The 26,971-nt window shown below is 73.4% G+C and carries 25 protein-coding genes and 1 pseudogene; 11 read left to right on the top strand and 15 right to left on the bottom strand.

Going from position 1 to position 26,971, the window contains the following annotated elements; all coding sequences use genetic code 11:
* Positions 1-70 precede the first annotated feature (70 nt).
* Together ACH4TP_RS02855 and ACH4TP_RS02850 are read right to left on the bottom strand one after the other, a co-directional pair.
* Entirely contained in the window at positions 71-1,675 is a 1,605-nt protein-coding gene (locus tag ACH4TP_RS02855; protein ID WP_398435388.1) for a M48 family metallopeptidase, read from the bottom strand.
* Positions 1,676-1,847: 172 nt separating this feature from the next.
* On the bottom strand, positions 1,848-2,957 hold the full coding sequence (locus tag ACH4TP_RS02850; RefSeq protein WP_398435386.1) for a hypothetical protein: 1,110 nt from the start codon (positions 2,955-2,957) through the stop codon (positions 1,848-1,850).
* Between the two features lie 72 nt (positions 2,958-3,029).
* Here ACH4TP_RS02850 and ACH4TP_RS02845 point away from each other — a divergent pair, with 72 nt between their 5' ends.
* Positions 3,030-4,184 carry a cystathionine gamma-synthase gene (locus ACH4TP_RS02845; RefSeq protein ID WP_398435385.1) on the top strand — a complete coding sequence of 385 codons (1,155 nt, stop codon included), beginning with the start codon at positions 3,030-3,032 and terminating at the stop codon, positions 4,182-4,184.
* A gap of 34 nt (positions 4,185-4,218) precedes the next feature.
* On the opposite strand, the gene ACH4TP_RS02840 is transcribed toward ACH4TP_RS02845, so the two are convergent.
* From ACH4TP_RS02840 to ACH4TP_RS02830, 3 genes are all read right to left on the bottom strand, one after another.
* Positions 4,219-4,470, bottom strand: a complete 252-nt coding sequence (locus ACH4TP_RS02840) for a hypothetical protein (RefSeq protein WP_398435383.1) — start codon at positions 4,468-4,470, stop codon at positions 4,219-4,221.
* Entirely contained in the window at positions 4,467-4,982 is a 516-nt protein-coding gene (locus ACH4TP_RS02835) for a sigma factor-like helix-turn-helix DNA-binding protein (RefSeq protein WP_398435381.1), read from the bottom strand. Before ACH4TP_RS02835 ends, ACH4TP_RS02840 begins: the two co-directional genes overlap by 4 nt.
* Positions 4,983-5,109: 127 nt before the next feature.
* Entirely contained in the window at positions 5,110-5,631 is a 522-nt protein-coding gene (locus ACH4TP_RS02830; protein WP_389220311.1) for a MarR family winged helix-turn-helix transcriptional regulator, read from the bottom strand.
* A 149-nt stretch (positions 5,632-5,780) separates the two neighbouring features.
* On the opposite strand from ACH4TP_RS02830, the gene ilvA reads away from it, so the two are divergent.
* Positions 5,781-7,010 (top strand): threonine ammonia-lyase, encoded by a 1,230-nt coding sequence (gene ilvA / locus ACH4TP_RS02825; protein WP_389220308.1) that lies wholly within the window; start codon positions 5,781-5,783, stop codon positions 7,008-7,010.
* Between the two features lie 88 nt (positions 7,011-7,098).
* Here the strand turns inward: ilvA and ACH4TP_RS02820 are convergent, their stop codons facing one another.
* Positions 7,099-7,680: a helix-turn-helix domain-containing protein gene (locus ACH4TP_RS02820; RefSeq protein ID WP_398435380.1), complete on the bottom strand. Its 582-nt coding sequence runs from the start codon at positions 7,678-7,680 to the stop codon at positions 7,099-7,101.
* Between the two features lie 220 nt (positions 7,681-7,900).
* Here ACH4TP_RS02820 and ACH4TP_RS02815 point away from each other — a divergent pair, with 220 nt between their 5' ends.
* On the top strand, positions 7,901-8,920 hold the full coding sequence (locus tag ACH4TP_RS02815; RefSeq protein ID WP_398435378.1) for an ATP-binding cassette domain-containing protein: 1,020 nt from the start codon (positions 7,901-7,903) through the stop codon (positions 8,918-8,920).
* Positions 8,917-9,771 carry an ABC transporter permease gene (locus ACH4TP_RS02810; RefSeq protein ID WP_389220299.1) on the top strand — a complete coding sequence of 285 codons (855 nt, stop codon included), beginning with the start codon at positions 8,917-8,919 and terminating at the stop codon, positions 9,769-9,771. The genes ACH4TP_RS02815 and ACH4TP_RS02810 overlap by 4 nt, the downstream gene beginning before the upstream one ends.
* A 16-nt stretch (positions 9,772-9,787) precedes the next feature.
* On the opposite strand, the gene ACH4TP_RS02805 is transcribed toward ACH4TP_RS02810, so the two are convergent.
* From ACH4TP_RS02805 to ACH4TP_RS02790, 4 genes are all read right to left on the bottom strand, one after another.
* Positions 9,788-12,079 carry a protein kinase gene (locus tag ACH4TP_RS02805; RefSeq protein WP_398435376.1) on the bottom strand — a complete coding sequence of 764 codons (2,292 nt, stop codon included), beginning with the start codon at positions 12,077-12,079 and terminating at the stop codon, positions 9,788-9,790.
* A 5-nt stretch (positions 12,080-12,084) separates the two neighbouring features.
* Positions 12,085-14,553, bottom strand: coding sequence for a PQQ-binding-like beta-propeller repeat protein (locus tag ACH4TP_RS02800; RefSeq protein WP_398435374.1), 2,469 nt, complete (start codon positions 14,551-14,553; stop codon positions 12,085-12,087).
* Positions 14,554-14,659: 106 nt separating this feature from the next.
* Positions 14,660-15,157 carry a transcription elongation factor GreA gene (gene greA / locus ACH4TP_RS02795; protein ID WP_389220290.1) on the bottom strand — a complete coding sequence of 166 codons (498 nt, stop codon included), beginning with the start codon at positions 15,155-15,157 and terminating at the stop codon, positions 14,660-14,662.
* A gap of 190 nt (positions 15,158-15,347) precedes the next feature.
* On the bottom strand, positions 15,348-15,749 hold the full coding sequence (locus ACH4TP_RS02790; protein WP_389220287.1) for a DUF4307 domain-containing protein: 402 nt from the start codon (positions 15,747-15,749) through the stop codon (positions 15,348-15,350).
* 97 nt (positions 15,750-15,846) lie between these two features.
* Between ACH4TP_RS02790 and mca the strand changes: the two genes are divergently transcribed.
* The 3 genes from mca to ACH4TP_RS02775 all read left to right on the top strand — a co-directional run bounded on the left by mca (position 15,847) and on the right by ACH4TP_RS02775 (position 19,093).
* On the top strand, positions 15,847-16,728 hold the full coding sequence (mca, locus tag ACH4TP_RS02785) for a mycothiol conjugate amidase Mca (RefSeq protein ID WP_389220284.1): 882 nt from the start codon (positions 15,847-15,849) through the stop codon (positions 16,726-16,728).
* Entirely contained in the window at positions 16,721-16,957 is a 237-nt protein-coding gene (locus ACH4TP_RS02780) for a hypothetical protein (protein WP_389220280.1), read from the top strand. Before mca ends, ACH4TP_RS02780 begins: the two co-directional genes overlap by 8 nt.
* A 114-nt stretch (positions 16,958-17,071) precedes the next feature.
* On the top strand, positions 17,072-19,093 hold the full coding sequence (locus ACH4TP_RS02775) for a thioredoxin domain-containing protein (protein WP_398435372.1): 2,022 nt from the start codon (positions 17,072-17,074) through the stop codon (positions 19,091-19,093).
* Between the two features lie 83 nt (positions 19,094-19,176).
* On the opposite strand, the gene ACH4TP_RS02770 is transcribed toward ACH4TP_RS02775, so the two are convergent.
* Both ACH4TP_RS02770 and ACH4TP_RS02765 read right to left on the bottom strand, forming a co-directional pair.
* Positions 19,177-19,584, bottom strand: coding sequence for a rodlin (locus ACH4TP_RS02770; protein ID WP_398186927.1), 408 nt, complete (start codon positions 19,582-19,584; stop codon positions 19,177-19,179).
* 94 nt (positions 19,585-19,678) lie between these two features.
* Positions 19,679-20,719, bottom strand: coding sequence for an LCP family protein (locus ACH4TP_RS02765; protein ID WP_398435370.1), 1,041 nt, complete (start codon positions 20,717-20,719; stop codon positions 19,679-19,681).
* Between the two features lie 174 nt (positions 20,720-20,893).
* Between ACH4TP_RS02765 and ACH4TP_RS02760 the strand changes: the two genes are divergently transcribed.
* Positions 20,894-21,043, top strand: coding sequence for a hypothetical protein (locus ACH4TP_RS02760; protein WP_389220268.1), 150 nt, complete (start codon positions 20,894-20,896; stop codon positions 21,041-21,043).
* Between the two features lie 94 nt (positions 21,044-21,137).
* On the opposite strand, the gene ACH4TP_RS02755 is transcribed toward ACH4TP_RS02760, so the two are convergent.
* A complete protein-coding gene (locus tag ACH4TP_RS02755; RefSeq protein ID WP_389220265.1) occupies positions 21,138-21,548 on the bottom strand; it encodes a rodlin in 411 nt (136 codons plus the stop codon).
* 219 nt (positions 21,549-21,767) lie between these two features.
* Between ACH4TP_RS02755 and ACH4TP_RS02750 the strand changes: the two genes are divergently transcribed.
* Together ACH4TP_RS02750 and ACH4TP_RS02745 are read left to right on the top strand one after the other, a co-directional pair.
* Entirely contained in the window at positions 21,768-22,181 is a 414-nt protein-coding gene (locus tag ACH4TP_RS02750; protein ID WP_389220262.1) for a rodlin, read from the top strand.
* A gap of 177 nt (positions 22,182-22,358) precedes the next feature.
* The gene (locus tag ACH4TP_RS02745; protein WP_389220259.1) at positions 22,359-22,592 is read left to right on the top strand and encodes a chaplin; all 234 of its coding nucleotides are present in this window, start codon (positions 22,359-22,361) and stop codon (positions 22,590-22,592) included.
* Positions 22,593-22,659: 67 nt separating this feature from the next.
* Here the strand turns inward: ACH4TP_RS02745 and ACH4TP_RS02740 are convergent.
* Positions 22,660-23,917 (bottom strand): annotated as a pseudogene (locus ACH4TP_RS02740) (FAD-dependent oxidoreductase).
* 26 nt (positions 23,918-23,943) lie between these two features.
* Positions 23,944-25,254, bottom strand: coding sequence for an ATP-grasp domain-containing protein (locus tag ACH4TP_RS02735; protein WP_398435369.1), 1,311 nt, complete (start codon positions 25,252-25,254; stop codon positions 23,944-23,946).
* A 156-nt stretch (positions 25,255-25,410) separates the two neighbouring features.
* Here ACH4TP_RS02735 and ACH4TP_RS02730 point away from each other — a divergent pair, with 156 nt between their 5' ends.
* Positions 25,411-26,970: a glycoside hydrolase family 26 protein gene (locus ACH4TP_RS02730; RefSeq protein ID WP_398435367.1), complete on the top strand. Its 1,560-nt coding sequence runs from the start codon at positions 25,411-25,413 to the stop codon at positions 26,968-26,970.
* Position 26,971 lies beyond the last annotated feature (1 nt).

The raw sequence follows: 26,971 nt of genomic DNA, 5'->3' as shown, positions 1-26,971 counted from the left end.
GGGAGCGATTCCCGGCCACCGCCCCCGTACCTCCGGCCGTCGCCGCAGAGCGCGGTGCCGGCCGCGGAGGTCAGAGCGGCAGCGGGGTCAGCAGGGCGCGGAGCGGGGCCGTGTCCGGCAGGTCCGCGGTGGCCGCGTCCAGGGCGGTGCCCAGTCCGTCCGCCGTGCCGTCGGGCAGGTGGAGGGTGGCCGGGCCGGACCAGGACAGCTCCCAGCGGGCGCGGCCCGAGCGCAGGAGTTCGTCCGTGACCAGGGCCGACAGGCCCCGCCGCAGCGCGGGCCGGGCGAACTCGCGGGCCGCGCGGCCGGTCGCCGCCGCGGCCTCCTCGGACCTCGGGAGCCGGGCGGCGATCTCCCAGGCCGAGCCCGCGTCGATCGCGTCGAGCAGCGCGGGCAGCGCCGCAGTCCAGGCGGCTCCGGTGACCTCGTGGGTCGCCGTCCGCAGCTCCTCCGTGCCCTGGGCGACCCGGGCGCTCATCGACTCGTGGACCAGGTCGGGCCAGTCCAGGCGCCGCATCCGCAGGGCCTCGGGGGCGAGCGTCACGTCCTCGATCGCGGCCATCGCCGCGTCGGGCGAGGAGAGCAGGGCGAGCGCGGGGCCGGAGCCCTCCGTCGCGCGGCCGTCGTCGGGGAGCGCCTCGACGCGGGCGACCCGTTCGGCGATCGGCGGGTGCGAGTCGTAGGGGGAGGCGGGCTCCTCCGGGAGCTCCTCGCGGAGCCCGGCGAGCTGCTCCCCGCGGGCGGCGAGCAGGTGCCGTACGCCGCCGAACACCTCGCCGCGCGCGGGGAGCAGCCCGTACTCGGTGCCGAGCGTGGCGTAGGACGAGAGGTAGAAGTCGTTCACCGCGTCGATCGCGGGGATGTCGCTCAGGGCGCGCGCGGTGGCGTCGCGGCCCGCGATCCGGGCCGCGGCGAGGTCGGCGGCGAGCTCCTGGCGGCGGGCGCCGGCCAGGGTGGAGCGCAGGTAGAGCCGGCCGTACGCGGTGTAGATCCTCGCCATCGCGCGGTAGGTGACCCCGGCGCCGGTGGTGTCGATCTCCTTGGCCTTCCGGCCGCGCGCGACCCGCTTCTCGGACCTGCGCTCCTGGCGGGCCCGCTCCTTCTCGACCTTCGCGTCGGCCTTGGCCCGGAACAGCTCGACGATGCGGGTGACCTGCACGCGCCCGCGTGCGCCGATCCCGGCGAGGCGGGTGTCGGAGTTGACGTAGTGACCCAGCTCGTGGGCGAGGACGGCGCGCAGCCCGGCCTCGTCGAGGCCGGCCATGAGGGGCAGGCCCAGGTACATCCTGCGGACGCCGCCGAGGAGGCCGAGGAGGCGGGCGTCCTCGGTGACCGCGGCGTTGACGTCGGCGGTCAGCCGGATCTCGTCCGGGGCGCGGGTGCCGACCTCGCGGGCGAGCGCGCGCACGGTCTCCCAGAGCCGCGGCTCGTCGGCCTCGGTGACGAGGACGCCGCCGGGCTCCTCGTCGCGCGGGGTGCGCAGCATGAGCATGCCCCGGAAGACGGGGACGGCGAGGAGTACGGAGACGACGAGGATCTTGATCCGGGTGGCGGCCGGGGCCCACAGCACGGCGGCCCAGTCGGCGGCGCCGAGCAGGGCGAGCAGGCCGAGGCAGAGCGCGTAGAAACCGGACAGCAGTACGAGCGCGCGCACGGCACGCAGGGTCGCGCCCATCGGGCAGAGTCCCCCCACGGGAATGGTCGGCGGAGTGCCGAAAACAACTGTTCGAAGCGTGGGGGGAGTGCGGAGTATCACCTACGCGCGAGTACGACGTCCACTCAATTCCGTTTGCGGCGCCCTGATCTGTCAGGTCGCCGCACCGGGGAGGGGCCGCCCGCCTCCGACCTCAGCGGGGCAGCGTCGCCGGGCTGCCGCCGTTCGCCTCGTACCCCGCGACCGCCAGGTTCCGGAAGACCGTGTACTCCGCCGCCGGGTCCTCGCTCAGCGTCCACGGGACCGCGCCCACGTGCCCGTCGACCCGTACGAGCTGGTGCATGGCCTCCGCCCAGCGCTGCGAACGCACGAGGAACCAGACCAGCAGATGGCGGACGTGCGCCAGCATCGGGTCGTCGGGGCGGGCCGAATGCACCGCGTACAGCGCGCCGTCCACCGCCTTCGACACCACCGCCGTACGCCAGAAGTCCTGCACGAGCACCACGTCCGGCACGTGCTCGAACACCGCGAACAGCGGCAGCGCGGCCAGCAGCGAACCCCGGGGCGCGCGCGCCGCGGCCGTCGTCGCGAAGTGGTCGGCCTCCTCGCGCGAACCGTGCCACTTCTCGCACCAGTAGTGCAGCGCCGCCAGATGCGCCCCCATGTGCTCCGGCGCGCGGTCGATCACCTGCGCCCACACCTGGTCGAACTGCTCGTGGGAGTAACCGAGTCCACGCGCCACCGCCAGCCGCGTGACGTACGGCACCGGGTCGCCCGGGGCGAGCAGCGCCGCCTCCTCGGTGACCTTCAGCGCCTCCTCCAGGATGATCCGGAAGTCGTCCGTCCCGGCCGCCGAGGACCGCCACGCCTGCTGCACCAGGAACTCGGCGTGCACGGCCGCGCCGCCCGCGTCCTTCGGCGCCTCCGCCCGCCAGGTCCGCAGCCACGCCCCGCCGACGCCCGGCCGCCCCTGGAGCTCCAGGGAGGCCGCGCCCGCGAAGGCCTGGACGCGCTGCCAGCGCACCTCGCCGTCCTTGCCGGTGGCGGCGAGCAGCCGCGCGGCCGGCTTCCAGTCCTGGGTGGCCTGGACGACGTCGAGGACGTGCAGGAGCTCGTCGTCGGCGCCCGGCAGCCGCACGTCCTGGTCCTCCTGCCGCACGAAGCCGTACGCCTCCGGGTCCGCCGCGTCCGGCGCCCCCGGCGCGACCTGCCGGATCCCCGCGCCGCCGCGCCGGCGCAGCACGTAGGGACCGAGGACGCCGAACAGGAGGCCGAGCGCGATCAGGAACCAGAGAATGTCCATGTGTCCATTGTCCAGGACACCCGGTGAGACGAACGAAGCGGCGGGCGCCGCGCGGCATTACGCTCCTGACCCATGAGCGACCAGCACTCCCACCAGAACTTCGAGACCCGCGCGATCCACGCGGGCAACACCGCCGACCCGCTGACCGGCGCGGTCGTCCCGCCCATCTACCAGGTGTCCACCTACAAGCAGGACGGCGTGGGCGGGCTCCGCGGCGGCTACGAGTACAGCCGCAGCGCCAACCCCACCCGTACGGCCCTGGAGGAGAACCTCGCGGCCCTGGAGGGCGGCCGCCGCGGCCTCGCCTTCGCCTCGGGCCTCGCCGCCGAGGACTGCCTGCTGCGCACGCTCCTCGCGCCCGGCGACCACGTGGTCATCCCGAACGACGCCTACGGCGGCACCTTCCGGCTCTTCGCGAAGGTCGTGCAGCGCTGGGGCGTCGACTTCTCCGTCGCGAACACCTCGGACATCGAGTCGGTCCGCGCCGCGGTCAACGACCGTACGAAGCTGATCTGGGTCGAGACCCCCTCGAACCCGCTCCTCGGCATCACCGACATCGAGGCCGTCGCCGGCGTCGCCCGCCAGGCCGGCGTGAAGCTCGTCGTCGACAACACCTTCGCCTCGCCCTACCTCCAGCAGCCGCTGGCGCTCGGCGCGGACGTCGTCGTGCACTCCCTCACCAAGTACATGGGCGGCCACTCCGACGTCGTCGGCGGCGCCCTGGTGACGGCCGACGAGGCGCTCGGCGAGGAACTCGCCTACCACCAGAACGCGATGGGCGCGGTCGCCGGTCCCTTCGACTCGTGGATCGTGCTGCGCGGCATCAAGACCCTCGCCGTCCGCATGGACCGCCACAGCGAGAACGCCGAGAAGATCGCCGAGATGCTCACCCAGCACCCGAAGGTCACCCAGGTCCTCTACCCGGGCCTCCCGGAGCACCCGGGGCACGAGATCGCGGCCAAGCAGATGCGCTCCTTCGGCGGCATGATCTCCTTCCGCGTCCAGGGCGGCGAGGAGGCGGCCGTCGAGGTCTGCAACCGCGCCCGGCTCTTCACCCTCGGCGAGTCCCTCGGCGGCGTCGAGTCCCTCATCGAGCACCCGGGCAGGATGACCCACGCCTCCGTCGCGGGCTCCGCCCTGGAGGTCCCCGCCGACCTCGTCCGCATCTCGGTGGGCATCGAGAACGTCGAGGACCTGCTCGCCGACCTGCGCCAGGCGCTGGGCTAGTCCCACACGCCGTGACGGCCGGGCCTCCCGGCCGTCACAGGCCGTCGAGCGGCGGCGTCGTCGCCGTCGGCGGGACCTCCCACGGGTGCGTCATCGAGGCCCACACCACGAAGGCGAGCACGGCGAGCGCGCCCAGGAACCACAGCACCCGCCGCACCCGCCGGGCGTGGTGGCGCAGCCGGGTCCCGCGCTCGGCGGCCCGCAGCGCCAGGTCGCGCGGGACCGGCGGGTGCGGCGTGTCGAGCAGCCGCCGCACCGCCGCCTCCTTGTCCTCGTACCGGCTCACGCCGCCGCCCCCGCGCCCGGCCGGGAGACGGCCCCCGCGCCGCCCCGGGCCCCCGCCGCGCCCCGCGCCGCCGCCCGCAGCGTCGCGACCGAGCGGGCGCACACCGCGCGGACGCGTGACTCGGACAGGCCGAGGAGGGCCGCGACCTGCTCCTCCGCGACGCCCTCGGAGAGCCGCAGGACGACGACGAGCCGCTCCTGCGGGGAGAGCGCGGCGAGCACCCCTCCGCCCTGGCCCCGGTGGTGGCGCCAGGCGGTGCGGGCGAAGCGGGCGGCGAGCTCCCGGCGCGCGAGGTCGTACGGGTCCTCGTCGCGCAACCGGTCCCACACCGCGTACACATGCGCGAGCGCGGCGGTCAACAGGGCCTGGGCGTACGGGTTGTGGGCGCGGGTCTCGGCGGTCAGCAGCGTCGCGGCATGCAGCAGCCGGCCCGCCGCCCCCGCGACGAACGCCTCGAACTCCCGGTCGCGGAGGGCCTGTTCGGCGCCGCGTCCACTCTGCTGCTCTCGCACCTCCTCATCTGAGGACAGCGCGGGTGCCGGGTCAAGAGGTCTGCGCGGACTTGGTCCCGGTCACGCGGGCGGCATGCCGGCCCGGTCGCGAGGGCGGCACGTCGGCCCGGTCACGCGGGGCGGCGCGTCAGGCGGTGGTCCCGGACTCCGGCCCGGCCGCCGCGTGGCCCGCGTGCGCCGACTGCCGTGCGGACAGGGCGGTGTTGAAGCGGGTGAGCAGGGTGCAGAAGGACTCCCGCTCGTCCGGCGTCCAGCCCTCCGTGACCTCCACCATCAGCTGCCGGCGCGAGGCGCGGACCTCCTCCAGGCGCGCGAGGCCGCGCGGCGAGAGCTGGAGGACCACCGCCCGCCCGTCCTCCGGGTGCGAGGTCCGCTTCACCAGACCGGTGTCGACGAGCGGGGCGACCTGGCGGGTCACGGTGGACGAGTCGATCCCCATGCCCGCCGCGAGCGCCTTCACGCCCATCGGCCCTTCCTGGTCGAGGCGGTTGAGGAGGAGGTAGGCCGCGCGGTCCATGGAGTTGCGGAGCTGGCCGGTCCCGCCGAGACGCGTCTGCTCGGCCCGCCGGGCGAAGACGGCCACCTGGTGCTGGAGGGCATCGAGGAGACCGGGGTCGAGCGCAGTCGTCATGTCCTGAGAATTGGGCATGGCTGTGGGTCTCTCTCGTGCGGGGGTGGTCGGTCGGTGGGGGACAGAGTACGCGGCCCCGCCGGGGTCCGTACCTGCGCTGCGCAAACCCGTCCGAAGACCCGTCCGCCGGGCGGCCACCAGGGCCGTGAGCTGCGAGACTTGCTGTCATGAGCTTCCGTATGCCACACCCCTTGCACCGGCTGATGCTCGACGACGTGCGGGGGGCGCAGAAGATGCTGGCCGGGGTCGCCAGGACGACGGCGATGGAAGGCAGCCGTCATCTGTCCTCGCTGGTGGGAGCCCCGGTCCACCTCAAGTGCGAGAACCTCCAGCGGACCGGCTCCTTCAAACTCCGCGGGGCGTACGTACGGATCGCCGGGCTGCGGCCCGAGGAGCGGGCGGCCGGGGTGGTCGCGGCCTCCGCCGGCAACCACGCGCAGGGCGTCGCGCTCGCCTCGAAACTGCTCGGGGTGCACGCCACCGTCTTCATGCCGCTCGGCGCCCCGCTGCCGAAGGTCGCGGCGACCCGCGACTACGGCGCGGACGTCCGACTGCACGGCCACGTCGTCGACGAGACGCTCGCGGCGGCGGAGGAGTACGCCCACGAGACCGGCGCGGTCTTCATCCACCCCTTCGACCACCCCGACATCATCGCCGGACAGGGCACGGTCGGCCTGGAGATCCTGGAGCAGTGCCCCGAGGTCCGGACGATCGTCGTCGGCATCGGCGGCGGCGGGCTCGCCGCCGGCATCGGGCTCGCCGTGAAGTCGCTGCGCCCGGACGTGAAGGTGATCGGCGTCCAGGCGGAGGGCGCCGCCGCCTACCCGCCCTCGCTGGCCGCCGGGCACCCGGTGGTGATCGAGTCGCCGGTGACGATGGCCGACGGGATCAAGGTCGGGCGCCCGGGCGACGTGCCGTTCGCCCTGATCAGGGAGTACGTCGACGAGGTCCGTACGGTCTCCGAGGACGCCCTCTCCTCCGCGCTGCTGCTCTGCCTGGAGCGGGCGAAGCTGGTGGTCGAACCGGCGGGCGCGAGCCCGGTCGCGGCCCTCCTCACCGACCCCGGATCCTTCCGGGGGCCGGTCGTGGCCGTCCTCTCCGGCGGGAACGTCGACCCGCTGCTGCTCCAGCGGATCCTGCGGCACGGCATGGCCGCCGGGGGCCGCTACCTGAGCCTGCGGCTGCGCGTCACGGACCGGCCGGGGGCGCTCGCGACGCTGCTCGCGGTCCTGACGGTGGTCGACGCGAACGTCCTGGACGTCAGCCACGTACGGACCGATCCGCGCCTCGGCCTGACGGAGGCGGAGGTCGAACTGCACCTGGAGACGAAGGGCCCGGAGCACTGCCGGGAGGTGGAGGAGGCGCTGCGGGACGCCGGGTACACGGTCATCGGCTGACGTCTCCGGGACGGCCGGGACACGGTCGTCGGCTGACGTCCGCGCGTACGCGGGGGACGCGGGACGCGCGTACGCCTCCCCCTCCGTCTCACCTGCCGCTACGGAGCCGGGCCGCCCGGTGGAGGACGGTCACCAGGCCGCCGCCGACCAGGGCACCCGCCGCGAGCAGGCCCAGCGGCCGGCCGAGGCCCGGCAGCCCGGACGCCCGCCGGGCGGCCGGGACCGCGGGGGCGGGCGCCGGCTCCGCGTCCCGGGCGGCGGCCGCGGCGCGGACGGCCGTCTCGTGCGCGAGGGAGCGCTCCAGGCGGAGCAGGAGGGGGCCGGGGTCGGTCCCGGCGGCCGCGGCGAACTCCTCGACGGCGACCCGGGTCGGCAGCTGCTTCTGGTTCAGGAACCGTTCCCACGAGGAGCGGCTGTAGTGGGTGCGCTGCGCGAGCTTGCCGTAGCTCAGCTCGGTGGCGCCCTTGATGCGGCGCATCTCGGCGGCCAGCTCGGCCCAGGGCGTCGCCGTGTCACATCCGGCGCAACCGGAACACCCCTTGCCCCCCGTCCCGCCGACCGCTTCTGCACCACCGGCCGCCCTCACACCGCCGGTCCCGCCCGTCCCGCCCGTCCCGCTGGCCCCGCCCGTCCCGCTGGTCCTGCCCGTGCCGTATGTGCCGACCGCCATCTCGTGCTCCCCGTCGTCGTCGTGCTCCGTGCGAGGGCCCCAGCATCGCCCCCGTGGCCAACGGCCCGCCAACAGCACGCCAACGGGCGTCCCGCACCCCGGCCCGGGACGCCCGGGACAGCCGGGACGGCCGGGGGCGGGCCGCCGGGCTCACCGGGCGCGAGCCGCTCCGCGCTCCTAGGATCGGTAGGAAACGCCCGAATCTCCCGGGAGCGCTCACATGCCAGGCGCGATCTACGCCGAGGGCCTGGTGAAGACCTTCGGCGACGTACGAGCTCTGGACGGGGTCGACCTCGACGTGCCGGAAGGCACCGTCCTGGGGCTGCTCGGCCCGAACGGCGCGGGCAAGACGACCGCCGTGCGGGTCCTGACGACCCTCATCAGACCCGACAGCGGACGGGCCCTCGTCGCCGGGATCGACGTCCTCGGGCGCCCCGACGAGGTCCGCCGCTCGATCGGCCTCTCCGGCCAGTTCGCGGCCGTCGACGAGTACCTCACCGGCCGCGAGAACCTCACGATGGTCGGCCAGCTCTACCAGATGAGGGCGAAGGCGGCGAAGGAGCGGGCCGGTGAGCTGCTCGAACGGTTCCACCTCGCCGACGCCGCCGACCGGCCCGCCAAGACGTACTCCGGCGGCATGCGCCGCCGCCTCGACCTCGCGGCGGCCCTCGTCGTCTCCCCGCCGGTCATGTTCATGGACGAGCCGACCACCGGCCTCGACCCGCGCAACCGGCAGGAGCTCTGGGAGGTCATCAAGGAGCTCGTCGCCAGCGGTACGACCCTGCTCCTCACCACCCAGTACCTGGAGGAGGCCGACCACCTCGCCCACGACATCTGCGTCGTCGACCACGGAAGGGTCATCGCCCGCGGCACCGCCGACCAGCTCAAGGCCCAGACCGGCGGCGAGCGCGTGGAGGTCGTCGTCCACGAGCCGGAGATGATCGCCGACGCCCGGGACGTCCTCGCCCGCTACGGCCTCGCGGGGATCGGCCACGGCGAGGTCTCCGTCGAGGAGCACACCCGCAAGCTCACCGTCCCCGTCACCGGCGGCGCCAAGCTGCTCGCCGAGGTCATCCGCGACCTGGACGCCGTCGGCGCCGAGATCGACGACATCGGCCTGCGCCGCCCGACCCTCGACGACGTCTTCCTCTCCCTCACCGGCCACGTGGCCGACCGGGGCGAGGAGGAGGGCGAGCCGGCGGCCGGGGGCGGGAAGGGCCGGAAGGAGACCGTGAAGTGACCACCGTCCTGGAGAGGCCCGGACGGCCGGCCGACCCGCGCCCGCGCGGGGCCGTCGCCCGGTCGGTCGGCGACTCGCTCGTGATCGCACGCCGCAACCTGATCAAGATGTCCCGGATCCCCGAGGTGATCATCTTCGGGCTCGTCCAGCCGATCATGTTCGTGGTGCTGTTCAGCTACGTCTTCGGCGGCTCGATGCAGATCGGGAACTCCACCTCGCCGGAGGTCTACCGCGAGTTCCTGATGGCCGGCATCTTCGCCCAGACCGTCACCTTCGCCACGGCCGGAGCGGGCGCGGGCATCGCCGACGACATGCACAAGGGCCTGATCGACCGCTTCCGTTCCCTGCCGATGGCCCGCGGCGCGGTCCTCACCGGCCGCACGCTCGCCGACCTGGTCCAGACGACGCTCACCCTGGTCGTCCTCGCGATCGTCGCCCTCCTCGTCGGCTGGCGCATCCACGAGGGCGTCCCCAAGGCGCTCGGCGCCTTCGCCCTCCTGCTCCTCCTCGGCTACGCCTTCTCGTGGATCGGCGCCCTGATCGGCCTCTCGGTCCGCACCCCGGAGGCGGCGACCTCGGGCGGGCTGATCTGGCTCTTCCCGGTGACGTTCATCTCGAACGCGTTCGTGGACTCCAGCAACCTGCCGTCCTGGCTCCAGCCGATCGCCGAGTGGAACCCGTTCAGCGCGACCGTCCAGGCCTGCCGGGTCCTCTTCGGCAACCCCGGCGTCTCCACCTCCGACGCCTGGCCGATGCAGCACCCGGTGTGGGCGTCCCTCCTCTGGTCGGTCCTGATCATCACGGTCTTCCGGACCCTGTCGGTGCGGAAGTACCGCTCGGCGACGGCGTGACGCCCGCTCCGGGGCCTCAGGGCAGGTAGGCGGAGAAGACGAGCCCGTCGGGGAACGAGACGAAGGCCGCCCCTCCGGAGGCCAGCGGCTTCCCGCCGGCCTGCAGCGTGAAGCCGTCGGGGAGCTTCGCCTCGAACCGCTCGTAGTCGCCGTCGGAGGCGGGACCCGCCACCGCGACGGACACCGCCTCGTTCTTGGCGGCGACGAGGACCCGGTTCCCCGCGAAGTACACCTCCTGCGCGACGCCCTCGGTCAGGGTGGCCGGCCAGGACCAGCGCCGCTCGCCGCTCGCCAGGTCGTAGACGCTCAGGAGCGTGCCGTTCGCCACCGCCACCAGGCCGTCCGCGTTCACGGCGGGACCCGCGGTCACCCCGGCCCCGAAGGACCGCTTGCGCTTCAGCGTCGTGCCGTCGAGGACGGTCACGGACCCGGCCGAGGAGCCCGTGCACAGCACGCTGCCGCTCTTCTCGTGCACCACGAACCGCTGGCAGTCCGCCGCCCCGCGCGCCACCTCCTTGCCGGTACGGGCGTCGAGCGCCACCGGTACGACCCCCAGCGGCACCAGGACCCGGCCCGCCGCCGCGACCGGTTCCTCCGGCAGGGCGTCGAGGGGCGTCCGCCACAGCTGCTTGCCGTCGGCGAGGCGCACGGCCGTCGCCAGGCCCGTCCGCTCGTCGCGCACGTTCACGTACGTCGAGTAGAGGACGCCGTCCCGCAGGTCGGTGCCCTTCACGGCCCAGTCGGTCCCGGGCCCCGGGATCCGCCCGCGCTCCTCGCCGTCCGCGACCCCGTACGCGACGACCCCGTCCGGCCCCGTCACGTACGCCGTGTCGCCGACGACCGCCGGGTACTGGGGCCCGCTGCGCAGCCCCTCGCCCCGGCCCGGCACCTTCCACCGCTCCTTGCCGTCCGCCGCGCCAAGCCCGGTGACCGCGCCGCCGGACCCCGGGCAGACCAGCACCTTCGGGGAGAGCGCGCAGCTGCCGGTGCCCTGCTCGACCTCGGCGGTCCAGGGCGCCCAGCCCGCCGGACGGTGGCCGTGGTCCGTGGCGGCCGCGCCGAAGTCGTTGCCGTGGCCCTCGCCGCCGTACGGCAGGACGACCTGGCTCAGCGCGGCGACCGGCGGCGTGGTGGCGGTCGAGGGGCCACTGCTCGGCGGGCCCGCGACCCCGCCCGTGGCCGCACCGCCCTGCCCGCCGCCCCGGTTCAGGAGCACCACGCCGACCGTCGCCACCAGGGCCACCGCCACCGCGCCCGCGACGATCGCGCCCCACGGGCGGCGGCGCCGCTCCACGGGGGCCTCGGGGAGCGCGGGCCGGGCGGTCATCGCGGTGGGGGAGTACGGCACGACCGGGCCGAGCGTCGGCAGGTCGGCCACGCCCGCGCCGGAGGTCGCCGCCTCCCCGGCGCTCCGGGCGGCCTCCCCGTACTCGGCGAGCAGCGAGAGCACCGGGCCGGGCCACGGGAACACCTCGGACGCGAAACCGCCGCCGAGCAGCTCCGCGAGCTCCGCCGCCGACGGCCGCAGGTCCGGGTCGAGCAGCAGACAGCGCTCCACGACCGGCCGCAGCTCCTCCGGGACGCCGTCGAGGTCGGCCTCGGCCCGGCTGATCCGGTAGATCACGGCCGCCATCTCGTCGTCGTGGAACGGCCCCCGGCCGCTCGCCGCGAACGCGAGGACCGCGCCCAGGCAGAACACGTCCGAGGCGGGCACCACCGCCCGGCTGCCCACCAGGTGCTCCGGCGACATGAAGCCGGGGGAGCCCACGACCAGACCGGTCGAGGTCAGCGCGGTCGCCTCGAAGGCCTGCGCGATGCCGAAGTCGATCAGCTTGGGCCCGGCCGCGGCGAGCAGCACGTTCGCCGGCTTGAGGTCCCGGTGCAGCACCTTCACCGCGTGCACGTCCGCGAGGGCCCGCGCGAGGGCGGTCCCGAGGGCCCGGACGGACCCGACGGGCAGCGCCCCGGACCGTACGACGGCCTCCGCGAGCGAGGGCCCCGGCACGTACTCGGTCGCCAGCCACGGCGACGCCGCGTCGGCGTCCGCGTCCACGAGCCGCGCGACGCCCGGCCCGTCCACGGTCCGCGCGGCCGCGATCTCCCGCCGGAAGCGGGTCCGGAAGTCCCCGTCGACCTCCAGGTCCTCCCGCACGGTCTTCACGGCGACCATCCGGTACGGATCGGCCGTCGGCTCGTCCGCCCGGCAGGCGAGGTGCACCTCGCCCATGCCTCCGGCGCCGAGGCGGGCGAGCAGCCGGTAGGGGCCGAGGAGCCGCGGGGGCTGTCCCGGTGGCAGGGCTTCCAGCAAGAGACCTACTCCTTGGGCAGGGCGACGGAGGCGACGACCCCGGTGTCGTACACGACGTGGGCGACACCGCCGAGCGGCAGCACCTCCGGCGGGCGGATCTCCCGGCCGATGGTGGTGCCGTTCCCCCGCATGTACGGGTCCTTGGCGCGCGGCCCGGGGGCGCCGGGCACGGGTACGACGCGCTCCTTGCCGGGCGTGCCGTTCGGGCCGAGCGGCACCAGGTGCAGGGCCGAGAAGTCGGCGTAGAGCAGCGTGTTCCCGGCGATCAGCGGGCTGGAGACGAACTGCTTCTTCCCGTCGGCGCCGGTGAGCGGGGGGACCGGGTAGTGGCCGAGGGTCCTGCCGGTGGCCGGGTCGAGGACGAACACGCCGTCGGGCTTTCCGGTGTTGCCCCAGTCGGCCCAGGGCAGCGGGCCCCGGTCGACGACGACGGCGGTCCGGGCGGACACGGCGGCCGGCAGGGCGCCCGACTTCGCGACGTCGGCGGGCAGCGGGAGCCTGCCGGCGCCCACCGGGGCGAGCGTCGCGGCGTCCAGGCGGTACAGCGCGAGCGGGGCCGCGGCCGTCGCGTCGAGCGGCGCGCAGTAGGCGTACCGGCCCTGGACGCCGAGGCCGTCGCACCCCTTGGCCTCCGACGGCACCTGGCCGCGCTGCTGGCCGGTCTTCGCGTCGAGCGCGACGAAACCGCCGTCGCTCAGCGCGTACACGAGGCCGTTCGCGTAGGCGACGGGCTCGAAGTCGCGGAATTCGCCCCGCGAGGGGTCGTTGTTGGTGAGCGAGGCGGACCACAGCCGGCGGCCGTCCGCGAGGGCGAAGGCCGTCACCTGGTCGCTCTCCTCGCCGGACCGGACGAAGACCGTGCCGTCGCCCACGATCGGCCGGGTGGCCAGCTTGGCCTGCGCGGGGTCCTTCTGCTCCCAGCGCACGGCGCCGCTGCGGGCGTCCCGGACCTGGAGGCGCTTGCCGGAGAGCAGGACGACGGAGTCGCCGTGGACGGCGGGGACGTTCGTGCTGCCCGCGACGAAGATCCCGCCGGTGGGCCCGATGGTGCTGGAGTCGTCCCGGGGGTCCGCCACCAGGTCGGCGCTCCACAGCGGCTTCCCGTCCGCCGGGTCCAGGGCCTCGTACCGCCCGTCCGTCGTCCGGCACACGAGTGCCTTCTCGCCGGCAGAGCAGCCGAAGGCGGGGGCGGTCAGCTTCGCCCGCCAGGGCTTCCAGCCGGCCGGGCGCTGCGCTGCGTTCTGCGCGACGACCCCCGAGGCGTCGACGGGCCCGTGGGCGTCCACGCCGGGGACCCGGGGCCCGGCGGGCGGGGCGGCCTTCGCGGGGTCCCTCGGCGGCGCGGGCTCGGGCCACAGCAGGTAGGTGCCGAGGCCGCCGGCTGCGACCGCGAGCGCGAGGACGGCGGCGAGCAGCCGCCTCCGCCGCTTCCGGGGCTCCCCGGCGGCGGGTCCGGCGGGCACGGTGGGCGCGGACACCGGCGCGAGCGTCGGCACGGAGTGCAGGCCGGGGACGGCGGGGGCGACCACGGGACCGGTGGCCGGCGCGGCCGGGGCCTCCAGGAGCGGCCCGCCCGAGGCGACGAGCTGGGCGAGCTCCCTGCCGTACTCGCCGATGTGCTCCCGTACGCCCTCCGGCCAGGGGAAGACCTTCGGGGCCCCGGTGCCGAGCAGCCCGACGAGGGCCTCCGGCGTGGGCCGGGCGGCCGGGTCCAGGGCCAGGCAGGCGGCGATCGTCCCGCGCAGCTCCTCCGGGACCCGGCTCAGGTCGGCCTCGGCCTGGGAGACGCGATACAGGACGGCCGCGAGCGGCCCGTCACCGAAGGGGTCCTCGCCGGTCGCCGCGTAGCAGAGCAGCGAGCCGAGGCAGAAGACGTCGGAGGCGGCCGTGACCCGGCGGGCACCGGCGACGTGCTCGGGGGACATGAAGGAGGGGGTGCCGACCATCATGCCGGTCGCGGTCATGGTGGTGGCGGTGTTGCTGCGGGCGATGCCGAAGTCGATGAGCCGGGGGCCGTCGACGGCGAGCATGACGTTGCCGGGCTTGAGGTCGCGGTGCAGGACCCCGGCCCGGTGCAGGTCGGCGAGGGCCCGGGCGACGTCCGCGCCCAGCGCCCGGACGGCGGCGACGGGCAGCGGGCCGCCGCGCCGCACGGCCTGCGAGAGGCTGGGCCCGGGGACGTACGCGGTGGCCAGCCAGGGCGTCCCGGCGTCGGCGTCGCCCCCGACGGGCGCGGCCGCGTACGCGCTGTCGACGAGCCCGGCTACCTTGATCTCGCGCCGGAACCGGTCCCGGAAGGCCGGATCGCCCGCGACGTCGCGCCGCACGGTCTTCACGGCGACGAAGGAGTCGCTCACGGTCTCCCCGTCGGCCCGCGCGAGGAACACCTCGCCCATGCCGCCGGCCCCGAGCCGGGCGAGCACCTCGTACGGTCCGATCCGGCGCGGCGCGTCCACGCGCAGCGGTCCCAGCACCTCGTCCTCCCCCTGATGACGCGACGTCAGGCCGCATCATTGCATGTGCACGAAGGACGGAGGGCCGGCCCCCACGGGGACCGGCCCTTCGATCGAGGAGTGCGGCTCAGCCGGTGTACGGCTTCGCGCTGAGGATCTTCACCGTGGCCTTCTTGCCGTTCGGCAGCTCGTACTGGGCGTCCTCGCCGACCTTCTTGCCGTTGACGCCGACGCCGAGCGGCGACTGCGGCGAGTAGGTGTCGATGTCCTCGCTCGCGTACTCGCGGGAGGCGAGCAGGAAGGTCATCGTGTCGTCCTCGTCGCCGTCGAAGGCGATCGTGACGACCATGCCGGGCGCGACGACGCCCTCCTCGGCCGGGGCCTCGCCGACCTTGGCGTGCTCCAGGAGCTGGGTGAGCTGGCGGACCCGGAGCTCCTGCTTGCCCTGCTCCTCCTTGGCCGCGTGGTACCCGCCGTTCTCGCGCAGGTCGCCCTCTTCGCGCGCCGCCGCGATCTTGGCGGCGATCTCGGTACGCGCGGGACCAGTCAGGTACTCAAGCTCGTCCTTGAGCTTGGTGTACGCCTCCTGGGTGAGCCAGGTGACGTTGTCGCTGGTCTGGGTCACGGGTGCTCCTCGTAGGTACTGGGAATACAAAGCATCGCCCTACGCGGAAAAGCGGCGCTGTCCCGGGCGGGCGAAACCACGAGCCTAACAATGAGTGGCGAAAAGCGGGAGGACATAAACCATCAAGATGGCGTCTCCCCAGGTCACCGAAGTGACTCGCCGGGACTCGTCATCCCGTCCCTACCCACCGCTACCGGGCCGTACACCCGATGAGCTCGGCGCTCGTCGCGCGGGCGGTCGTACGGAGCGAGAAGACGCGGTCGACGCGGCCGGCGGCGTCGTCGATCCGGACGTCCTTGCGGGCCACCTCGGCCCCGTCCTCGGAGCGCGAGCGCAGCGTGCAGACGCCCTTGACGCCCTCGTCCTTGCGGATCTCCAGGTGCACCTGCACCTCTTCGGCACTCACCACGTCGAACTTGATCAATTCGGCGCTGATCTTGCTGTCGACGACGTAGTGCCAGCCGAACCAGCCCATCACGCCGAGGAAGAGGACGCCGAGCACCGCTCCGGTGATCCTGAGCTTGCGGTCCGCCCGCTCGTCCGCGGTGCGCCCGTAGCGCCCCTCGGGCAGCTGCTCTCGCGCCGCGCTCATGGAACATCCTCTCGAATCCGGGGTGGCGGAATTTTCACTCCCCCGATTCCGTCACTATAGAGACCACCCTCCGCGTCGAATCACTGAGGATCGAGTCTTGACTGAGCAGCTGCGACTGATGGCCGTTCACGCCCACCCCGACGACGAGTCGAGCAAGGGTGCGGCCACGATGGCCAAGTACGTGTCCGAGGGGGTGGACGTCATGGTGGTGACGTGCACGGGCGGCGAGCGCGGCTCGGTCCTGAACCCCAAGCTTCAGGGCGACCCCTACATCGAGGCGAACATCCACGAGGTGCGCCGCAAGGAGATGGACGAGGCCCGCGAGATCCTCGGCGTCTCCCAGCACTGGCTCGGCTTCGTCGACTCGGGCCTGCCCGAGGGCGACCCGCTGCCCCCGCTCCCCGAGGGCTGCTTCGCCCTGGAGGACGTCGACGTCGCGGCCGGGGCCCTGGTCCGCGAGATCCGCTCCTTCCGTCCGCAGGTCATCACGACCTACGACGAGAACGGCGGGTACCCGCACCCCGACCACATCATGACCCACAAGATCACGATGGTGGCCTTCGACGGCGCGACCGACACCGAGAAGTACCCGGAGGCCGAGTTCGGCCCGGCCTGGAAGCCCCTGAAGCTCTACTACAACCAGGGCTTCAACCGCCCCCGCACCGAGGCCCTGCACGAGGCCCTCCTGGCGCGCGGCCTGGAGTCGCCGTACGGGGACTGGCTCAAGCGCTGGGACGAGTTCGGCGGCAAGCCCCGCAACCTCACCACCCACGTGCCCTGCGCGGACTTCTTCGAGATCCGCGACAAGGCGCTGATCGCGCACGCCACGCAGATCGACCCCGACGGCGGCTGGTTCCGGGTCCCCATGGAGATCCAGAAGGAGGTCTGGCCGACGGAGGAGTACGAGCTCAGCAAGGCGCTGGTCCCGACCTCCCTCCCCGAGGAAGATCTCTTCGCGGGCATCCGCGACAATGCCTGACATGAGCGCACACCTGGCACTGACCCAGCTTGTCCCCTTCGCCGCCGAAGAGCTGGACAAGAACAAGGTGACCCCCGGCGTCCTCGGCTTCGTCGTCTTCGCGGCCCTGGCCCTCGCGGTCTGGATGCTGATGAAGTCCATGAACCGCCACATGGGCAAGATCACCTTCGAGGAGACCCCTGACCCGGCCACCGCCCCGGACACCCCGAAGGCCACCCCGGCCAAGTAGCCACCGGACGGCCCGGACCCCCCTGGGGCCCGGGCCGTCCCGGCGCTCGGCCGGAGTGGAGCACCGCCCCTGTGGCGCATGGTCGGGGCGGGGAGGGTGCGCAAGGATGGGGCCATGCCGAACCGACTGGCCCATGAGACCTCCCCGTACCTCCTCCAGCACGCCGACAACCCGGTCGACTGGTGGCCCTGGTCCCCCGAGGCCTTCGAGGAGGCCCGCCGCCGCGACGTCCCCGTACTGCTGAGCGTCGGATACAGCTCCTGCCACTGGTGCCACGTCATGGCGCACGAGTCCTTCGAGGACGACGCCATCGCGGCCCTGGTCAACGACAACTTCGTGGCCGTGAAGGTCGACCGGGAGGAGCGCCCCGACGTCGACGCGGTCTACATGGAGGCGGTCCAGGCGGCGACCGGTCAGGGTGGCTGGCCGATGACGGTCTTCCTCACGCCGGACGCGGCCCCCTTCTACTTCGGTACGTACTTCCCGCCCGAGCCCCGGCACGGGATGCCCTCCTTCCCGGAGGTGCTCACCGGGGTGAAGGAGGCGTGGGAGGGGCGCCGCGAGGAGGTCGCGGAGGTCGCGGACCGGATCGTGAAGGACCTCGCGGGGCGCTCGCTGGCGTACGGCGGTGCCGGTGTGCCCGGTGAGGAGGAGCTGGCGGGGGCGCTGCTCGCGCTGACCCGGGAGTACGACGCGACCCGTGGGGGCTTCGGGGGTGCGCCCAAGTTCCCGCCGTCGATGGCGTTGGAGTTCCTGCTCCGCCACCATGCCCGTACGGGCTCCGAGGGAGCTCTCCAGATGGCTGTCGACACCTGCGAGGCGATGGCCCGCGGCGGCATCTACGACCAGCTGGGCGGCGGCTTCGCGCGGTACGCGGTCGACCGGGCGTGGGTCGTGCCGCACTTCGAGAAGATGCTGTACGACAACGCACTGCTCTGCCGGGTGTACGCGCACCTGTGGAAGGCCACCGGCAGCGACCTGGCCCGCCGGGTCGCCCTGGAGACGGCCGACTTCCTGGTGCGTGAGCTCCGGACGCCCGAGGGCGGTTTCGCCTCGGCGCTGGACGCGGACTCCGACGACGGCACGGGCAAGCACGTCGAGGGCGCCTTCTACGTGTGGACCCCCGACCAGCTGGCCGAGGTCCTCGGCGCGGAGGACGCCGCCCTCGCCGCAGCCCACTACGGCGTCACCGAGGACGGCACCTTCGAGCACGGCAGCTCCGTCCTCCAGCTGTCGCAGGAGGCGGGCCCGGCGGACGCCGGCCGGATCGGCTCGATCGCGGCCCGGCTCCTCGCCGCCCGCGAGGAGCGCGAGCGCCCCGGCCGTGACGACAAGGTCGTCGCCGCCTGGAACGGCCTCGCGATCGCCGCCCTCGCCGAGACCGGCGCCCTCTTCGACCGCCCCGACCTGATCGACCGCGCCACCGAGGCCGCCGACCTCCTCGTCCGGGTCCACATGGACGAGTCGGCCAGGCTGACCCGTACCTCCAAGGACGGCCGGGCCGGGACGAACGCGGGGGTCCTGGAGGACTACGCCGACGTCGCCGAGGGGTTCCTCGCCCTCGCCGCCGTCACCGGCGAGGGCGCCTGGCTGGAGTTCGCCGGCTTCCTCCTGGACATCGTCCTCGACCGCTTCACCGCCGAGGGCGGGGCCCTGTACGACACGGCCCACGACGCCGAGACCCTCATCCGGCGCCCCCAGGACCCCACCGACAACGCCACCCCGTCGGGCTGGACCGCCGCCGCCGGAGCGCTCCTGTCGTACGCGGCGCACACCGGCTCGGAGGCCCACCGCGCCGCCGCCGAAGCGGCCCTCGGCGTGGTCAAGGCCCTCGGCCCGCGCGCGCCCCGCTTCATCGGCTGGGGCCTGGCCGTCGCGGAGGCCCTCCTCGACGGGCCCCGCGAGATCGCCGTCGTCGGCGACCCCGCCGACCCGGCCTTCCGGGAGCTGCGCCGTACGGCCCTGGCGGCGACCACGCCCGGAGCGGTCCTCGCCACCGGAGCCCCCGGCGGAGAGGAGTTCCCGCTCCTGAGGGACCGGCCGCTCGTGGCCGGGGCGCCCGCCGCGTACGTGTGCCGTCACTTCACCTGCGACGCCCCGGTCACCGACCCGGCCGAGCTGCGCCAGAGGCTCTGAGCCCCCGGCCCCCGGGAAAGGACACGGCCCCGCCGCCCCTCCGGAGAGGGGCGGCGGGGCCGCACCCGGCTGAGCGTCGTCGATCAGCTGTTGCCGGCGCCGTTGCCCGAGAGGATCGGGATGTCGTCCAGGATGTGCGACAGGGCCTCGTCGCCCTTGGCCTGGGTGGAGTTCTCGGTGCACTGCTGGTTCTGCGGGGAGGACAGGACGTTGACGTCCTGGACGGTGATCGGGATGAGGCCGATCAGCGAACCGGCGTTGACCTTGGCCGGGAGGCCGACGCACGGCTTGTTCAGGGAGCCCTGCACGAGCGCGAGCTGCGGGCTCATGTTGCCGTACGTGGCGGAGTTGCCGTACTCCTGGTGGGCGCCGTTGCCGGACAGCGACGTGGTGCCACCGTCGTCGGCGATCGCGAGCGCCTGACCGGCACCCGCCGCCGTCGTGCCGAGCACGGACGCGGCCACAGCGGCCGTCGCCAAGAGCTTCTTCATTGTGGAGGCCTTTCGGATACTGGCCCGCTGAGTGCCGAGCCGCACTGATCAACTGGTCGGGGAGCCGGAGGTTCCGGGAAGTCCACCGGACGGACTACGGGCAGATGAGCGAAGACCCCCGGGCGGGCCGGTACGTGCCCACCGGGATCTCGCTCGGCGCGACCGCTCCGGCGGCCGGCAGCGGCCGGTCCTCGGCGAGCCGCCTGAAGACCGCGGCGGCGCCCTTCTCGTCCCAGGCGAGCGTGGACCCGACGCCCTCGATGTCCGGGTTGAAGCCCCGTACGGGTACGGTCGCGAACTCCATGTGCTCCGGGGGCAGGTTCCGCAGGCGGGCGGCGAGCGTCAGCAGCTCCGCCGTCGAGATGCCCCGCTCGGCCGCGGCCGTCCCGCGCAGGGTCGCCGCGAAGGCCTTGAGCCGCTCCGGGTCGTCCAGGACGCCGTCGTGGAGCCGGCGCAGGGTGTTCACCACGAACCCCTGCTGCTTCTGGATGCGGCCGAAGTCCATCTGCCCGTCGGCCTTCCGCGACCGCACGTACTGGAGCGCCTCACCGCCCGCGACCCGCTTGGTCCCGGGCCGGAGGTCGAGGCCGGTGGACGGGTCCTTGAGCGGCCGCGCCGTACAGACCGGGACGCCGCCGTCGACCCGGTCCACGGTGTCCATGAACCGCCGGAAGTCGATCTCCAGGTAGCGGTGGACGGGCAGCCCCGTCATCGCCTCGACGGTCCGCACCGTGAAGGCGGAACCGCCCTCCGCCCAGGCGTTGTTGATCTTCTCGGGGTGGGCGGGGTGCACCTCTCCGGTGCGCCGGTCGCGGTGTCCCGCCGGGAAGGAGGCGAGGGAGTCCCGCGGCAGGCTCACGACCTCGACGCGGTCGTTCGCCGCCGAGACGTGCACGAGCATCATCGCGTCCGTGCAGTCGCAGGCCCGGCCGCCGAGGTGGAAACGTTCCTTCTCCTCCGGGGTGACCCCCTTGCGGGTGTCGAGGCCGACGACCAGCAGGTTCAGCCCCTTCTCCGGGGCGGGGAGGCCGGTGGGGGCGACGGCGAGGGCGCCGGGCGCGAGGGAGGCGAGAGCGGAGAGGGCCGCCGCGGCGAGCAGCGGACGCCGGGCCGGCCGAAGACGCGGGAATTTCATCTTCGCACCGTATTTCGAGCCGCTCGCACACAGGTACGCGACGCGACATGATCAGGGTGAATCACTCTTCTGCGACGCCTGTGTAATGATGCGGGAATCGCAGCGGAAGGAGCGAAAATGGCGCCGGATCCCGGAAAATGGGAACGGATGGCCTTCATTCCGAAGAGCCGATATGTGAGTGACCAGCCCCCCGCAGACCGCACTCCGTTCCCCGTCTATTCCGCCCTGGTCGCCCAGTGGGTGCAGGCGGGTCGGGCGGTGCCGGGGATGCCCGACCGGGAGTGGGAGCGCCTGATGGCGACACCGGTCTGGCCGACCTGGTAGCGACGGGCGTACGGAGACGGGCGTACGGAGACGAAAGGGGCCGCCCCGGAGGGCGGCCCCTGACGTGTGAACGTCGTCGCGCTCAGGCGGAACGTCAGTGGTTGCCGACGCCGTTGCCCGACAGGACCGGGATGTCGTCCAGGATGTGCGACAGCGGCTCGTCGCCCTTGGCCTGGGTGGAGTTCTCGGTGCACTGCTGGTTCTGCGGGGAGGACAGGACGTTGATGTCCTGAACGGTGATCGGGATGGCGCCGATGAGCGAACCGGCGTTGACCTTGGCCGGGAGGCCGATGCAGGGCTTGTTCAGGGAGCCCTGGATGAGCGCCATCTGCGGGCTCATGTTGCCGTACGTGGCGGAGTTGCCGTACTCCTGGTGGGCGCCGTTGCCGGAGAGCGACGTGGTGCCGCCGTCGTTGGCGATGGCGAGGGCGGGGGAGGCCACGGCGGCGGTGGCGCCGACGATGGAGACGGCTGCGGCCGCAGTGGCCATAACCTTCTTGATCACGGTAGTTCCCTTCTAGAACCGGCTCCGTGCAGGGAGCGACCTGATCAACAGGCCCTCGGATGCCGGGGTTCCGCTGTGTCACCCCCTTGGCGGAGCGCGCGCGGCAGCGCGAAACGCGGACCCAGTCGAACGAGTGAAGCGCCGGAACCAAAGCCCGCGACCGCAGTTGATCCCGTCGCATCAATCAGGTCGATTGGTGGGAACAGGAACGGAATCACCGTGATCAAGAAGATTATGGCGGCCGCCGCTGTGACGGCCTCTGTTGTCGGCGCTTCCGCTGCGGCGGCCTCCCCGGCCCTCGCCATCGCCGACGACGGCGGCACGACCTCGCTGAGCGGGAACCACTCGCACCAGGAGTACGGCAACTCGAAGACGCACGGCGACATGAGCCCCCAGGTCACGGCTGTCCAGGGCTCGCTGAACAAGCTCTGCCTCGGTGTCCCGGTCAAGGCCAACGCCGGTTCGCTCATCGGTGTCCTCGTCCCGATCACCGCCCAGGACATCAACGTCCTGTCCTCCCCGCAGAACCAGCAGTGCGCCGACAACTCCACCCAGGCCAAGGGCGACGAGCCGCTGTCGCACCTCGTCGAGGACATCCCCGTCCTCTCCGGGAACGGCATCGGCAACGGCTGATCCGCCCCGCGCGCGACAGGGCCGGAGGGAACGTCCACGTTCCCTCCGGCCCTGTCGCGTTGCGGGCAATGGAGTGAAAGAGAAGGTGTCGCTGTTATTTCGGTTTCCTTTGTGCGGGATGTTCGTTGTGAGGTGTGCAGCGGAAATTCATTCCGCCGAGGAAAGGATCCAGTCGAAATGAACTGCAAGAAGGCCGCGGCCGTCGTCGCCGGTATCGTCCTGGCCATGGGTGTGGCGTCGCCCGCCTTCGCGGACGCGGACGCGACCGGTGCGGCCATCGGTTCGCCCGGCGTCCTCTCCGGGAACGTCGTGCAGGTCCCGATCCACATCCCGATCAACGTCTGCGGCAACAGCGTGAACGTCATCGGCCTGCTGAACCCGGCCGTCGGCAACACCTGCATCAACGCCTGATTCCCGGCGCCCGCGGACGCGGAGGGCCGCCCCCGGAGAGCATCCGCTCCCCGGGGGCGGCCCTCTGTCACGCCGGGACCGGCGCCTTCCCTCCCGTACGCGGCCGGCCCGCCGCCCCGCCCCCGGCACCCGACCGCAGTCGCTGCCGGACCCCCTTCAGCAGCCGCCCCGCCGTGTACTCGGCGCCGAGGACGAACCGCATCGACGGCCCGTACGAGGGGGCCGTGAGCAGTCCCGCGAGGAACAGGCCCGGCCAGGAGGACTCGAAGAGGGGCCCGACCTCGGGGGCGCCGCCGGGGCCGACCCGGCGGAGCGCCCCGCGCAGCGCGGGGGGAGAGGACCCCGGCCCGGTCCAGGCTCGGGACGAAGCCGGTGGCCGCGATCACGTGGTCGGTCTCCAGGACCGTCGTCCCCTCCGGCCCCGTCACGTCGAGCCGGAGCCGCCCGTCCCCGGCCACCTCCGCCGAGGCGATCCGCTGCCGCAGGCGGACGTCGCCGACCGCGGCGAACCGCTCGCGGAGCCACCAGGCGCCCGCCGGGCCGAGCGCCGAGCCGAAGATCCGCTGCCGGGTGCCGGCCGGGAGGTGCCGGAAGATCCCGGGGGCGTCCGCGTACAGCTTGTTCCGCCAGCCGCGGCCGAGGCCCGTGTGCGGGGCGCGCAGCGAGGACAGGCGGCCGCGGTCGAGGGGCGCGGGGAGGGCGTTCCAGCGCAGCCGGTCGGCGCGGGCCACGATCCGTACGGCGGCGGCGCCCCGCTCGACGAGGAGCGCGGCGGTCTCCAGGGCCGCCTGGCCGGCCCCGACGACGGTCACGTCCCGGCCGGCGAAGCCGTCGAGCCCGCCGTGGTGGCTGGAGTGGGTGACGTACCGCCGGGGCAGTCCCCGCAGGGGGCCGGGGATCTCCAGGAAGGGCAGGACGCCGACGGCGAGGGCCACCGTCCGGGCGCGCAGCTTCTCGCCGTCCTCGGTGCGCAGCTCGAAGCCCCCGGCGGCCGGCGCGACCGAGGAGATGAGCCGCTCGTCGAGTGCGGGCACGGCCTGCCGGGCGAACCAGTCGCCGTACGCGGCGAAGAGGTCCGCCGGGAGCGGCACGCCGTGCTCCGCGCGGACGCCCCTGCTCGCCGCGTAGGCGTCGAGGCCGTACGCCCCCGCCGGGTCGGAGAGGTGGGAGGCCCAGGGTTCCGACTTGAGGAACATGCCGGAGGGCATGGCATGCCAGGACTCCATCGAGCGGCCGAAGGTCCGCGGGCGCAGTCCGTGGGCCGCGGCGTGGGCTGCCACGGACAGCCCGTAGGGCCCGGCCCCGACGACCACCAGGTCCTCCATCGGCTTCGACATCGTGCCTTCCGTGTTCATCGGGGGGTGAGCCGGTCGGGTGCGGTGCGGGGCGGGGGCGCGACCGGGGTGACGGCCGGGTCCGGGCGACGGGGCCGCGGCGGGCGGCGCAGCGCGGCCGGCGCCTTGCGCAGCTGGTGCGCGAGCCAGGCGCTGCCCATGGCGAGCGCGGGCAGCGGATCGTCGGCGGCGAACCAGGCGCACTCGGTCCGCCCCCGCGCGTCTCCGGGCCCGGGCGCGTACCGGCGGCGCGGAGAGGCGAGCAGCGAGAGCACCGCGTAGTTCTCGACCAGGAACCGGCGGCCGTACGCGGGGGAGTGCGGCGGCACGGGGCGGCCGGTGAGGTCCAGGTGGAGCGCCCGGACCACGTCCAGGCCGTCCGGGTCGGTGAAGAGCCGGAACTGCGCGCCGGGCCGGGGGTTGAAGTCCAGCAGGTGGTACGCGCCGGTCGCCCTGTTCAGCCGGAAGTCCAGGTCGCACACGCCCCGGTAGTCCAGCGCGGCGAGGAGCTCGCGGGCGGTCCGGTCGACGGTCGGGTTCGCCGTCCAGCGGCCGGAGGCGGTGAGCCCGGCCCCGTCCGGCCAGGAGCGCTCCTTGCGGCCGGTCGCCCCGGTCGAGCAGCGGCCCGCGGAGTCCACGTACCCGTGGAAGAACCAGTCGAGGTCGCGGCCCGCCGGCAGCAGTTCCTGGAGCAGCAGCCGGCTGCCGGCCTCCGGGGTGCGGGCGTACAGCTCCCGGACCTCGGCCAGGGACCGCACGATCGTGGTGCTCCGCAGCCCGCCGCCGGCCGGGAGCAGCCAGGGCCGGCTCCACTTGGCGACCACCGGGAGGCCGAGCGACCACGCCATGGCGGCGGCCTCGTCGGCGCCCTCGGGGAGTTCGGTACGGGGATGGGGCAGGCCCAGCCCCGCGCAGGTCTCGGCGAGTTCCGCCTTGTCCGCGACCCGGAGCAGCTGCTCCTCGGTCTGCTCGGGCAGCAGGAAGCGCGGGGCGAGTTCGGTGCGGCGGCGGGCCAGGGCGAGGGCACTGACGTCGTCCAGCGGCACGGCGAGTACGGGATGTGACGGGTCGTCGGTGATCTCGTCGGCGATGCGGGCCAGGAGGGCGGAGAGCTCGGTGGAGGAGTCCGTCCCGGGGCGCTCCCGGGCCGAGCGGAGATAGCGCGAACGTGCGACGGGACTGGTGCTCGATTCGATGACGGCGTGGACCGGAATTCCGGCCCGCCCCAGCGAACGCGTGGCGCCGAGCGTGCCGTGATGGAAGGGATTCCGGTCCAGCCGCACGAGGACGGTGGGGACGCTGGTGTCGAAACACTGACGGCGCGGCACGGTATGCCCTTCATCTCGGGTGCCCCAACTGGGCGATGAAATCCTCTAATGGACTACGAGCGGAGGGAAGCCGAGTTCACGATCGGCTCATTAGGAATACTTTCGGAGCATCTGATTGACGGATCGTCAATGGGAGTCCGGCGCGAAGGAGCGGCCATGGAACCTGCACATAGAAGAGCCCCGAGAAGATGGCTGGGGGTGTTCACCGCAGGTCTCCTCGTCACGGGTTCAGCCGTGCTCTCGTCCCCCGCCCACGCCGCAGGACCCGCGCCGGGGAAAGACCCGGGACCGAGCCTCGCCACCGCCATGGGAGCCTTCCTCGACTCGGGCGACCGGGGGGTCGCCCGCATCGGGCAGCTCGAACGGTGGCTCGGCGGCCACGAGCTGCGCGTCGGCCACACCTACCTGCCCGGCGACCTCTGGAAGAACATCGAGGGACCCCCCGGCTTCCTCGACGCCTGGGCCGACTGGCGCAACGAACGCGTCAACCGCTTGCTCGTCCTCAACGTCCCCATGCTGGAGCGCAACGAGGCCCACCTCCCCGACCACGAGGTCCGCCGCCAGCTCCAGCTCGGCGCCGCCGGCTACTTCGACCACCACTTCACGACCCTCGCCGAACGGCTCGTCGAGACGGGTGCCAGGGACACCGTCATCGTCCTCGGCTGGGAGATGAACGGCACCACCTACACCCACCGGTGCGCCCCCGATCCCGCCGCGTGGAAGAGGTACTTCGGCCGGATCGTCAGCGCGATGCGTTCCGTGCCGGGCCAGAAGTTCCGTTTCGACTTCAACCCGAGCCGCGGCCTCGACGCGATTCCGTGGACCGAGTGCTACCCGGGCGACGACGTCGTCGACATCATCGGCATGGATTCGTACGACCAGCCGCGCGGGGTCGGTTTCGACCAGCACGTCAGCGAGCCGTACGGGCTCCAGAAGCAGGTCGATTTCGCCGCCGAGCACGGAAAGCAGATCTCCTATCCCGAATGGGGGCTCTTCCGGAACGGCGACAACCCGGAATACATGCGGCGCATGCTGGACTGGATGAAGCAGCACCAGCCGCTGTACCACACGATCACCGACTACTGCCCGCACGGCGTCTGGCAGTGCGACGACAACCCGCGGTCGTCGCTGGTCTTCCGACAGATGCTCTACGGCGCGCAGCAACCGGACCTGCCGACGGACCCGGTTGACCCGACGATCCCCACGGACCCGACGGTTCCTGTGCCGAAGCCGGAACCGAAGCCTGAGCCCAAGCCGGAACCGAAGCCGGAACCGAAGCCTGAGCCGAAGCCTGAGCCGAAGCCTGAGCCCAAGCCTGAGCCCAAGCCGGAACCGAAGCCCGAGCCGAAGCCTGAGCCCAAGCCGGAGCCGAAGCCTGAGCCCAAGCCGGAACCGAAGCCCGAGCCCAAGCCGGAACCGAAGCCCGAGCCCAAGCCGGAACCGAAGCCCGAGCCCAAGCCGGAACCGAAGCCCGAGCCGAAGCCCGAGCCGAAGCCCGAGCCCAAGCCGGAACCGAAGCCCGAGCCGAAGCCTGAGCCCAAGCCCGAGCCGAAGCCCGAGCCCAAGCCGGAACCGAAGCCCGACTGCTGGACCGTGGACCTCGGTTCGTGGGTGGACAGTTGGATCGGTGGGAGCGTCTGTGTCCCGAAGGGCAACTGGAAGGACGAGGTCGACCTGGACTGGAAGGACGCGCTGAAGGAGGTCTGGCCCTTCTGAC

The sequence above is a fragment of the Streptomyces sp. NPDC021012 genome (assembly GCF_044333355.1).
In the GTDB taxonomy this organism is placed as follows: domain Bacteria; phylum Actinomycetota; class Actinomycetes; order Streptomycetales; family Streptomycetaceae; genus Streptomyces.
The sequence above is the reverse complement of the archived record's forward strand: the minus strand, read 5'-3'. Positions and strand labels throughout refer to the sequence as shown.